This is a genomic window from Tissierella simiarum (assembly GCF_018917865.1).
GTDB lineage: Bacteria > Bacillota > Clostridia > Tissierellales > Tissierellaceae > Tissierella_C > Tissierella_C simiarum.
Genome location: NZ_JAHLPM010000034.1, coordinates 1 through 11,270 on the forward strand (window position 1 = coordinate 1; position 11,270 = coordinate 11,270).

The 11,270-nt window shown below is 29.6% G+C and carries 11 protein-coding genes and 1 rRNA gene; 11 read left to right on the plus strand and 1 reads right to left on the minus strand.

What is annotated here, in order from left to right; all coding sequences use genetic code 11:
* From KQI42_RS20340 to KQI42_RS20385, 10 genes are all read left to right on the plus strand, one after another.
* On the plus strand, positions 1 to 94 hold a 94-nt coding region (locus KQI42_RS20340; RefSeq protein WP_216522168.1), incomplete at its 5' end, for a sodium ion-translocating decarboxylase subunit beta.
* 74 nt (positions 95 to 168) lie between these two features.
* Entirely contained in the window at positions 169 to 1,131 is a 963-nt protein-coding gene (locus KQI42_RS20345; RefSeq protein WP_216522607.1) for a P1 family peptidase, read from the plus strand.
* 151 nt (positions 1,132 to 1,282) lie between these two features.
* Complete coding sequence (locus tag KQI42_RS20350; protein ID WP_216522577.1) at positions 1,283 to 2,032, plus strand: ECF transporter S component; 750 nt, start codon at positions 1,283 to 1,285, stop codon at positions 2,030 to 2,032.
* Between the two features lie 10 nt (positions 2,033 to 2,042).
* Positions 2,043 to 2,825, plus strand: coding sequence for a type III pantothenate kinase (locus KQI42_RS20355; RefSeq protein WP_425519813.1), 783 nt, complete (start codon positions 2,043 to 2,045; stop codon positions 2,823 to 2,825).
* Between the two features lie 39 nt (positions 2,826 to 2,864).
* Positions 2,865 to 3,842: a tRNA dihydrouridine synthase DusB gene (dusB, locus tag KQI42_RS20360; protein ID WP_216522583.1), complete on the plus strand. Its 978-nt coding sequence runs from the start codon at positions 2,865 to 2,867 to the stop codon at positions 3,840 to 3,842.
* Between the two features lie 95 nt (positions 3,843 to 3,937).
* Positions 3,938 to 4,834: a hypothetical protein gene (locus KQI42_RS20365; RefSeq protein WP_216522589.1), complete on the plus strand. Its 897-nt coding sequence runs from the start codon at positions 3,938 to 3,940 to the stop codon at positions 4,832 to 4,834.
* A 157-nt stretch (positions 4,835 to 4,991) separates the two neighbouring features.
* Positions 4,992 to 5,468: a transcription elongation factor GreA gene (greA, locus tag KQI42_RS20370; protein WP_216522594.1), complete on the plus strand. Its 477-nt coding sequence runs from the start codon at positions 4,992 to 4,994 to the stop codon at positions 5,466 to 5,468.
* A 29-nt stretch (positions 5,469 to 5,497) separates the two neighbouring features.
* Positions 5,498 to 6,979 (plus strand): lysine--tRNA ligase, encoded by a 1,482-nt coding sequence (gene lysS / locus KQI42_RS20375; RefSeq protein ID WP_216522596.1) that lies wholly within the window; start codon positions 5,498 to 5,500, stop codon positions 6,977 to 6,979.
* 409 nt (positions 6,980 to 7,388) lie between these two features.
* On the plus strand, positions 7,389 to 8,522 hold the full coding sequence (gene tnpB, locus KQI42_RS20380; RefSeq protein WP_216522599.1) for an IS200/IS605 family element RNA-guided endonuclease TnpB: 1,134 nt from the start codon (positions 7,389 to 7,391) through the stop codon (positions 8,520 to 8,522).
* A gap of 161 nt (positions 8,523 to 8,683) precedes the next feature.
* Positions 8,684 to 8,839: a hypothetical protein gene (locus KQI42_RS20385; RefSeq protein ID WP_216522603.1), complete on the plus strand. Its 156-nt coding sequence runs from the start codon at positions 8,684 to 8,686 to the stop codon at positions 8,837 to 8,839.
* Between the two features lie 24 nt (positions 8,840 to 8,863).
* Here the strand turns inward: KQI42_RS20385 and abc-f are convergent, their stop codons facing one another.
* A complete protein-coding gene (gene abc-f / locus KQI42_RS20390) occupies positions 8,864 to 10,513 on the minus strand; it encodes a ribosomal protection-like ABC-F family protein (protein WP_216522605.1) in 1,650 nt (549 codons plus the stop codon).
* 690 nt (positions 10,514 to 11,203) lie between these two features.
* Here abc-f and KQI42_RS20395 point away from each other — a divergent pair.
* Positions 11,204 to 11,270 (plus strand): 16S ribosomal RNA (locus tag KQI42_RS20395); the annotation flags it as partial.

Sequence of the window (11,270 nt, forward strand, 5' to 3'; positions counted from 1 at the left end):
CTTCTTACTAATGCATGCCATGGGACCAAATGTTGCAGGAGTTATAGGTTCAGCTGTAGCAGCAGGGCTGTTATTAATGTTCTTCGGAGGGTAAAATAAAGCAGAGGAGACTCTGCTTTATTTTATTTTAAAGATAGCAATGATACTAAGGAGGGTGAAGATAAGATGATGTATTCAGGATATATAACCGATATTTCAGGTATAAAAGTAGGTCATGAACAGTCTGAAGAAGGAATGACAGGCTGTACAGTTATTATCTGTGAAAATGGTGCTACTGGAGGAGTAGATGTCCGTGGATCTGCACCTGGTACCAGAGAAACAGACCTTTTAAAGGCAGAAAAGATGGTAGACAAAATTCATGCTGTAATATTGTCAGGAGGTAGTGCTTTTGGACTAGATGCTGCTTCTGGAATAATGAAGTATTTAGAAGAAAAAGACATTGGATTTGATGTAGGTGTTACTAAAGTCCCAATAGTTACTGGTGCAGTAATATTTGATTTAAATATTGGCAATTACAAAATTAGACCAGATTTTAATATGGGATATGAAGCGGCAAAGAATGCAACTGAAAAAGAAAATAGACAAGGCAATATCGGTTGTGGTATGGGGGCTACAGTAGGAAAAATTCTTGGACCTAACAATGCTATGAAGTCAGGGTTAGGAAGTGCAAGTATAAATCTAGGAGATCTATGGGTAGCTGCTATAGTTTCTGTAAATAGCTTTGGAGATATTTATGATTATAAAACTAATAGGCAGATAGCAGGAGTATATGATTATGAGAGTAAGCAAATGTTAAACACTTATAAGATAATGAAAGGAGAAAATAAAACTCTAGGGTTTCCCATGAGAAATACTACTATAGGAGTAATAGCTACTAATGCTATTCTAACTAAGTCTGAAGCTAATAAGGTATCGGAGATGGCACACAATGGTTTTGCTAGGTCAATTAATCCTATTCATACTACATTAGATGGTGATACTATATTTACTATGGCTACTAATGAAATTAATTCAGATATAAATCTTATTGGTACCTTAGCACAAGAAGTTATGTCTAGGGCTATAACCAATGGAATAATTCATGCTGAGAGTTCACATGGATTATGTTCTTATGAAGATATTAATATATAAATTTAAGTTGAATTATTTTGAAAATATAATTATAATATTTGTGTTAGGATATAGCCAACATCTATTAAGAGTTGGACTGAGTATAGTTTAAAATTAAATAATTTAAACGACTGGTATCCAAAATAATAGGAACTAGAGCGGAGGGATTTAAATGGTAAAAGAAAGAAAGCTTAATGTAAGAAAGATGACCATTATTGGAGTACTAGGAGGTATTTCTGCAGTTTTAGGAATGACTCCTTTAGGTTTTATTCCTGTAGGACCAACAAGAGCAACTATTATGCATATCCCAGTAATTATTGGTGCTATAACGGAAGGACCAATAGTAGGAGGATTTGTAGGACTTATATTTGGATTATTTAGTATATTTCAAGCAGTTACTAATCCTACACCTGTATCTTTTGTATTTTTGAATCCGTTAGTGTCTGTAGTACCAAGGGTATTAATTGGCGTAATATCTTATTATGTATATAAAAGTTTAAAAGATCTAGGGAATAAGAAAACCCTATACTTTTTATACGCTATTTGGATAAGCATAATAGGTTATTTAAGTTATGGAATATATGAGAATATAAGGACTTCACAAAGTATTTGGTTAGTTTTAGTGAATGTAATGCTTATAGCCTTGACAGTCATAATTGCTTATTTTACTGAGAAAAAATTTAAGGATAAGGCTTTAGATTTAGTTGTATCTACAGCTTTAGGGTCATTGACCAATACTGTAGGAGTTCTTCTAATGATATATTTATTTTATGGAGAAAGATTTGTAAAATCCTTAGGAAAAAATACGGAATTTGCGAGAAAAATTATTTTTGGAATAGCTTTAACTAATGGTATACCTGAAATGATTATTGCTATAATAATTGTAGTAAGCGTAGTTGGAGCACTAAGGAATAGAGGTTAAGAAACGGAAGGTGAAATTAATGTTATTGGTTATAGATGTAGGGAATACTAATATAGTCTTTGGAGTTTATAAAGACCAAGAACTGCTTTATGATTGGAGAATTGCAACAGACAAGGATAGGACTTCTGATGAATATGGTTTATTATTTGAACAGATATTTAAATATCATGGTCTTTGCCCTAAGGACGTAGAAAATGTAATTATTTCTTCTGTTGTTCCAACTTTAATGCATACTTTACCTGCTATGAGTATAAAATACTTTAACATAGACCCAATAGTAGTAGGACCTGGTGTTAAGACTGGCATGAATATTAAGTATGATAATCCTAGAGAAGTTGGAGCCGATAGAATAGTAAATGCTGTAGCGGCATATGAAAAATATGGCGGACCATTAATAATTGTAGACTTTGGAACAGCTATAACTTTCTGTGCTATATCCAAAGAAGGAGACTATTTAGGTGGAGTCATTACACCTGGAATAAAGATATCTAGTGAGGCGTTGTTTTTAAGAACAGCTAAATTACCCAAAGTTGAAATATCAAGACCAGAAAAAGTTATAGCAAAAAACACCATAAACAGTATTCAATCAGGTCTTGTATATGGATATATAGGAATGGTTGACTATATAATCGAGAGAATGATAGAAGAAATGAAGGATAATGGAAAAGTTGAAACTGTTATAGCAACAGGAGGCTTTTCTAGTTTAATTGCCAGTGAAAGTAAGTATATAAATAAAATAGATAAAATGTTGACACTTGAGGGATTAAGGATTATATATGAAAGGAATAAGTAGCCTATGGCTACTTATTTTTCTAATATTTGAGGTGGTAGTATGAAAATAGGAAATATTGAATTAGAAAATAATATATTTTTAGCACCAATGGCAGGAGTAACAGATTTAGCTTATAGAGTAATATGCAAGCAAATAGGAGCAGGACTGGTTTTTTCTGAAATGGTTAGCAGCAATGGAATATTTTTTAAAGATGAAAATACTAAGGAACTAACTAAAGTTGATGAAAGAGAGAAACCTATAGCTCTTCAAATTTTTGGTTCTGATCCTAAAATAATGGCTAGTATTGTAAAGAGCTATTTAAATACTAGGGAAGATATAGCTATTATAGATATCAATATGGGATGTCCTGCTCCTAAAATAGTGAAAAATGGGGATGGCAGTGCATTACTTAAAAATCCGGACTTAGTTAGAAATATTTTAAGAGAAGTAGTTAATGTATCCAATAAGCCTGTAACATTGAAAATAAGGATGGGGTGGGATAAAGATAGTATAAATGGATTAGATATAGCTAAAATTGCAGAAGAAGAAGGAATTTCTGCCTTAACTATTCATGGTAGAACTAGAGATATGTTTTATTCTGGAGAAGCTGATTGGAATTTTATCAAACAGGCTAAGGAAGCTATTGGGATCCCAGTAATAGGAAATGGTGATATATTTGAACCAGAAGACGGAGTAAGAATGTTTGAATATACTGGTTGTGATGCTATAGCTATAGGTAGAGGAGCTAGGGGAAATCCTTGGATATTTAGAAGAATATTGAATATGATAAATGGGAAAGAAGATATACCTCCTACTAAAGAAGAAATAGTATCTATGGCTATTGAGCATTTAAATCTAATTTGTTCAATAAAGGGAGAAAGAATTGGAGTAAGAGAAATGAGAAAACATATTGCTTGGTATATAAAAGGCATTAGAAACTCCAATGAAGTTAAAAACAAAATAAATACTATAGATACAAAAGAGGATATGGAAAAAGTTCTTATTAAATATATAGAGGAGTTAAATAAGTTAGGTTAAAGGAATACCTTAAAAATCCCTTTCATATAATAGATTAAAAATTATAGAGGAGGGGTATTATAGGTTTTCTTTATATAATAAATGAAGAAAAATATATGGAGTATTATAAAAGAGGATGGTTTAAGTATGTACCAGAAAGATTCATACCTATTATAAGACCCAAAATAATAGATACTATTAATAAGGAAGGCAATATAATTGGAAGAGTAGCAGGAATAAATTTAAAACCAATAGATTTAAAAGAAGAAAAGTTGTTAAATGAATATATACAGGCAATAATTAAATTAAATCAAGAACAAAATAAGACTTTAATTATTGAAGACTATAATCATATAGGTAAAGAATCTGTAGATGAAATTAGAAAAAAGACAAATATGAGAATCTTTACAGGAGAAAACACAAAAATAAAATCTATTCCTATAGCAATAAAAGAAATATATAATTTGCTAAAAGAAGATTTAAAAAAGCAGGAGATTTTAGTAATTAGTGATAGAAAAGCGATAGCCAAAGATATAATAAAGTCTTTTTCTAAAGAAGTGAGATTTATTACGACTATAGGAGATACTGAGGAAAATATTGAAGAAATATATAATTCTATATTAGAAGAAACTGGGCTATCCTTATTTCATTCTTCTAATATAGAAAAGATACTTAGTAATTACAGTATAATTGTTAATTTAAAAGATACTTTAGATTTTAATATATCTAAGTTAAGAAAAAGTGCTATAGTCTTTGACCTAAGTCACAGTAAAATTTTTAAAACTGCAGATAAAGGAAGAAATACTTATCATGTTATTGAGGACTTTATCTTTCAGCTAGATTCTTTAGGTATAGAAGATACAATTTGGATAAACAATAAACTTTCTTCCAACATATATGAGTCTTTAAATGAAAAGCAAGACTTAAAGTTTTATCAAATATATTCTAATGGTGACTATTATTATTTAAGGGATTTTGTAAATTTAGTTATTAGAGCTAAGGGAAAAATGTAAGTACTTGACAATACCACTTACCTTGATTATAATATTCTGCATACAATAGGTATTGTATAAAAAATACGATATTATGAAAGGCCATAAAAAATTAATATTATAAATAAAAGAGGCTTAAAAAAACCTTAATATTTTTATGAGAAAAGGAGAGAGACAAATGGCTGAGAGAGATGTGTTCTTGACGGCAGAGGGATTGAGAAAACTTGAAGATGAGCTAGATGATTTAAAAACCGTTAGAAGGAAAGAAATTGCAGAAAGGATAAAACAAGCCTTAGCCTTTGGAGATATAAGCGAGAACTCTGAATATGATCAGGCAAAAAATGAGCAAGCCCAATTAGAAGAAAGAATTGCAAAGTTGGAAATGATGTTAAGAAATGCTAAACTAATAGATGAAGATGATATTTCTACAGATGTAGTAAGTATAGGATCAAAAGTTTTGGTTAAGGACTTAGAATATGATGAAGAAATGGAGTATACTATAGTAGGTTCTGCTGAAGCAGATCCTTATGAAGGAAGAATATCCAATGAGTCTCCTGTAGGAAGAGCTTTATTAGGAGAAAAGTCAGGGGATACTGTAGAAGTACAAGTACCAGATGGTATTATAAAGTATCAAATTTTACAAATAACTAGATAGATGAGGCAATAAACGAAGGAGGTAAAGGAATGGCAGGAACCGAAGAAAACTTGAATGAAATGTTGTTGATGCGAAGAGAAAAACTAAATGAGTTAATCGAAAAAGGCAAGAATCCTTTCCTTATTGAAAAATTTGACTACACCCATCATAGTTCCACTATTAGAGATAATTTTGAAGAATTAGATGGACAAAAAGTTGCAGTAGCTGGAAGGATTATGTCAAGACGTGGTCACGGTAAGGTAAGTTTTATAGACTTACAAGACAGTGAAGGACGAATTCAGATATTTGCGAAACAAGATGTTGTAGGTGAGGAGCCTTATAAAGAGTTAAGTCTATATGACTTAGGAGATATTATAGGCGTTAAAGGAGAAGTTTTCAGAACTAAAGCTGGAGAAATATCTGTAAGAGCAGAAGAAGTTTTAATCATGTCTAAATCTTTACAAATACTACCGGAAAAGTTCCATGGATTAAAAGATCAGGATTTAAGATATAGACAAAGATATGTAGACTTAATAGTAAACCCTGAAGTTAAAGAAACATTTATTCTTAGATCAAAAATTATCAAAGCTGTAAGAGAATATCTTGATGAGAGAGGATTCTTAGAGGTAGAAACTCCTATTTTAAATACTATAGCAGGAGGAGCAAATGCTAGACCTTTTATTACTCATCATAATACTTTAGATATTGATATGTACTTAAGAATTGCCAATGAATTGTACTTAAAAAGACTTATAGTCGGTGGATTTGAAAAGGTATATGAAATGGGTAGAATGTTTAGAAATGAAGGAATGAGTCCTAAACATAATCCAGAGTTTACAAATATAGAATTATATCAAGCTTATGTAGATTATGAAGAAATGATGAGATTAACAGAAAATCTGGTTGCTTATGTAGCGGAAAAGACATTAGGTTCTACTAAAATAAGTTATCAAGGTACAGAGATTGATCTTACTCCACCTTGGAGAAGACTTGATATGGAAGATGCTATAAAGGAATATGTAGGAGTAGACTTTTCTACGATAAATACAGACGAAGAAGCTACAGAGATAGCAAAGGCTAAAGGATTAGAAGTTAAGCCTGAAATGACAAGAGGTCACATTATATCTGAAATGTTTGAAGAATTTTGTGAGCAGCATTTAATTCAACCTACTTTTATAATAGGCCATCCAGTAGAAATTTCACCTTTAGCAAAGAGAAACCCAGAAGATCCAAGAAAAACTAATAGATTTGAAGCGTTTATAAATACTTGGGAAATTGCTAATGCTTTTAGTGAGTTAAATGATCCAATTGATCAAAAAGAGAGATTTATGGAACAAGTTAAACAGAAAGAAGCAGGAGATGCAGAAGCCCATCCAATGGATACTGATTTTATTAATGCTATTGAAGTGGGATTACCACCAACTGGAGGATTAGGCATTGGTATAGATAGAATGATAATTCTTCTAACGGATCAACCAAGTATTAGAGACGTTTTATTATTCCCAACAATGAAACCAATAGGTGAAGAATAAATTATGTGGCAGGTTAACCTGCCACATTTTCATATGGAAGTTATCTTGGAGGAATACGAATGAAGAAAATACTACACCTTACCTCTATGACTGTTGATATCTTTAGTAACAAATATAGTAGATAATATTAAGATAATAGGGGTTTGTCATGGAACAGATATTAGACAATTTGAAGAGTCGCCATGCACTCTCGTGACTTCAGTCATGAGTTAGTAGCGAAATATTTACGTATGTTATAAATATAATGCAATAATATATCATTAAATATTTGATCCTCTATAGTCCGTATGTTAATCTATATAAGAGAAGTTAACAGATATGACAAAGGATGTTCATGGAAGAGGTTATGTATATTCAATTTAATATTATAATACAATGAAAGCATTGTAGAAATGAGGTGGATTTATCTATGCTAAAAGCTTATAAATATAGAATATATCCAAATGAAAAACAAAAGAAACAATTAGCAAAAACTTTTGGTTGTGTAAGATTTATATATAACTATTATTTATCCATGAAGAAAGAAATATATGAAACTGAAAAAAAGTCATTATCAAAAATTGATTGTAACAATCATCTTAACCAAGTCTTAAAAAAAGATAATAAATATTCATGGCTTAAAGAAGTAGATAAATTTTCCCTAACAAACTCCATATATAATCTAGATACAGCTTATCAGAATTTCTTCACAGAAATAAAAAAAGGGAATAATAATCAAGGCTATCCCAGATACAAATCCAAAAAGAACAATTATAAATCCTATAAAACTAATTTCACCAACAATAATATAGAAGTAGATTTCATTAACAACAAAATAAAACTACCAAAATTAAAATGGATAAAAGCAAAAGTCCATAGAGAATTTCATGGAAAAATAAAATCTGCCACCATATCAAAAACTCCTACCAATAGATATTATGTATCCATGCTAGTAGAAACTCAAATAGAACCCTTATCCCAAAATAACAATAAAATAGGAATAGACTTAGGTATAACAGACATGTTAATAGACAGCAATGGAAATAAGATACCAAATCCTAAAACTCTATATAAATATGAACAGAAGCTAACCAAAGAACAAAGAAAACTAAGCAAAAAAGAAAGAGGAAGCAAAAATTTCCATAAGCAAAGAATAAAAGTAGCAAAAGTACATGAAAAAACAACCAATATAAGAAAAGACTATTTACATAAACTAACCTTCAATATTATCAGCGAAAACCAAGTGATAATAACGGAAAGTTTAAATGTATCTGGTATGATAAAAAATAAAAATCTATCAAAAGCAATATCAGATGTATCTTGGTCTGAGTTTACAAGACAATTAGAATACAAATCCGATTGGTATAAAAGAACCTATCATAAAATAGATCCATTCTATCCATCAAGTCAACATTGTAATAATTGTGGTTATAAAAATCAGAAAACAAAAAACCTTAGCATAAGAAATTGGACATGCCCAGAATGTAATAAAGAACATGATAGAGATATAAACGCAGCTATAAATATACTAAACCAAGGATTAAATGAACTCCAAATAGCTTAATGCATAAATATAAATGTACCGTAGGTCCTATGGGAATTAAGACGCCTGTGAAGATATTAGGTTACGAGGTCGATGAAGCAGGAACTTTTAGTAGTGATACTAGAAACATGTGACTTTAGTCATGTGAGGTTCACAATTGTCCCCACTATATACAGTTTGTATTGGAAGGTTGTGGAAAACTAGATTTAATTTTGGAATTAAACCTAGAACAAAAGGAAGTTATCAACAGTATATACAATATTTCTATGGATAAGATTAAAATCGTAGGTGGAGGATATGACGGAGATATATTTAATAGAATAGAAAAATATTTTTAAGCCCTACATTAAGTAGGGCTTAAATTATTTTTTTAGTTCATTAAGTTTTTTTGAAACTTCAAAGTATTCTTTTTCGAGATTTTCTTTTTCTTCTTTAGAGCAATCTAAGAGTTTAAAAGATAGGTAAGAAAGTTTCATTTCTAAAGATAGGATTTCTTCTTTAGGATGTACCTTGTTGATATTTTTCTTTTTATCTAAATAGTAATCGTATTCGCCTAAATAAATGTTCAAGTTTTGGTTTTCTAATTCCCATATTTCTTTAGCCATTTTTTCTACAAAGTACCTATCATGGGAAACAAATAAAATAGCACCTTTATAGTTTAATAATGCTTCTTCTATTAGTTCTTGAGTAGGAATATCTAGAAAGTTAGTAGGCTCATCTAGTATTAGTAGATTATGCTCTTCAAGTATAAGTTTAGAAAAAGATACCCTTACTTTTTCACCATAGCTGAGACTAGCAATTTTTTTATAAATACTATCTCCTCTAAACATCATAGATCCTAATATATTTCTTACATTAGAATTATCTCCCGATATAAACGCTAATTCATCAATAACAGTATTCTTTGTATTTAGATTTTCTAGTTCTTGAGAAAAGTATCCTATTTTAGTAGTAGAAGATAAAGATAAATTTCCTAAAAAATCTTCATTTCCAAGAATAATTTTTAACAAGGTAGTCTTTCCAGATCCATTTTTTCCAACTATCCCTATTCTACTATTTTTTTCAATAAGAAAGTTTATATTTCTAAATAAAGGTTTTTCAAAGGATTTAGAGATATTATTTCCTTTTAAGAGAATATTTCCTGTTTTATCTAGAATAGAATCAATCTTTATATTGATTTCTTTAGGTTTAAAAGGCTTATTTTTATTTTCTAGAGCATTTAATCTAGAAACTATGGCCTTTGATCTTTTTGCAATCTTAGCTGCCTTATGTCTTTGAAAATCATTGGTAGACATATTATTATATTTATTAGCTCTATCCATAGTTTTTCTAGCAGCCAATTCTAAAGATCTTTTCTTTTTTATATATTCTTCATATTCTATTAGCTGTTTTTCTCTTTCTAACTTTTTTTGATTATTATAGAAACTATAGTTTCCACTATATTTATTTAATTTTCCATTATCAATTTCATAGATATTTGAAACCACATTATCTAAAAAATGTCTATCATGACTTATTATTAGAATACTGCCCTTAAATCGGTTCAAATAGGATTCCATTAATTCTATAGTATACCAATCTAAATGATTGGTAGGTTCATCCAATATTAAAAACTCGGGATCATTTAGTAATGCTTTTACAAATAATACTTTAGTTTTTTCTCCTCCGCTTAATTGGCTCATATTCTTATTCATTAAATCTTTAAGTTGAAAGTTATTAATCAATTCATTGGTATCCTTATCATATCTAGAGCTACCTATTATTTCTATAACTTTTGAGTTTTCCATACTATTGTTATCTTGAGGTAAATAACCAATCCTACTATAACAATTGATAGTTCCATAAGTAGGAGAAGACTCATCTATAATCATTTTTATTAAAGTTGTTTTTCCGCATCCATTTCTTCCAACAATACCTATTTTATCACCAGTATAAACTTTAAAAGAAATATCCTTTAATATTTCTAAAGCTCCAATATTTTTAGAAACCTTATTTACATTTAATCGTAGCATATTACCACCTCCAAAAAATAAAAAACAGACTTAGACCTTAAATCTAACCCTGAAAATCAAAAAACAAAAAAAGGGCATAAAACCCCCTATAGTTCTAATATAAAGTTTTTGGGTTTTATAAAGTCTAATTAAGATATTAATTATTTTGTTAACTTATTAATTAGTAATATGCTCATTAGATTGTACCTCCATCATTTTATTAACAAAATTATAACTTAGAATTAAGGAAAAATCAACTTTGAGTATTATAATATATTCTATTTGATATTCTAATTTTATTATTACTTAATTTGTAGGGGATATACTATAAGGATGAAAAATATAGTGATTATTCTACTTAATAAAGTGTAGTCTATGTAGATTTTAGAATAAATTAAGGAAGAGGGAATATTAAGGATTATAGAATAAATGATCACTTAATTATAAATATAGAAGTTTTAAAATAAAAACTTAAAATAGGTGTTGACCAAGATAAAAATCTGTGCTATACTAAAAATCCAGTCAAGATAAATGGCTGATTTTCCGAAAGGAAAAAGAAAATAAAAGTTTTTAAAAAAAGTGTTGACTTAAGTTTCAAAATCTGTTATAGTAAAGAAGTTGACACAAAACATGAACCTTTTAAACTAAACAGTGTGAAGTACTTTGAGTTAGAAATTTATTCAAAGAGAAATAAAAGAGCTAATCAAACTTTTAAATGAGAGTTTGATCCTGGCTCAGGACGAACGCTGGCGGCGTGCCTAACACATGCAAGTCGAGC

Coding starts and splice junctions, on each gene's coding strand:
- dusB (WP_216522583.1), top strand. CDS start 2,865: ATGAAAATAGGAAATATTGAATTAGAAAATAATATATTTTTAGCACCA.
- KQI42_RS20365 (WP_216522589.1), top strand. CDS start 3,938: ATGGAGTATTATAAAAGAGGATGGTTTAAGTATGTACCAGAAAGATTC.
- KQI42_RS20350 (WP_216522577.1), top strand. CDS start 1,283: ATGGTAAAAGAAAGAAAGCTTAATGTAAGAAAGATGACCATTATTGGA.
- KQI42_RS20345 (WP_216522607.1), top strand. CDS start 169: ATGTATTCAGGATATATAACCGATATTTCAGGTATAAAAGTAGGTCAT.
- tnpB (WP_216522599.1), top strand. CDS start 7,389: ATGCTAAAAGCTTATAAATATAGAATATATCCAAATGAAAAACAAAAG.
- greA (WP_216522594.1), top strand. CDS start 4,992: ATGGCTGAGAGAGATGTGTTCTTGACGGCAGAGGGATTGAGAAAACTT.
- abc-f (WP_216522605.1), bottom strand. CDS start 10,513: ATGCTACGATTAAATGTAAATAAGGTTTCTAAAAATATTGGAGCTTTA.
- lysS (WP_216522596.1), top strand. CDS start 5,498: ATGGCAGGAACCGAAGAAAACTTGAATGAAATGTTGTTGATGCGAAGA.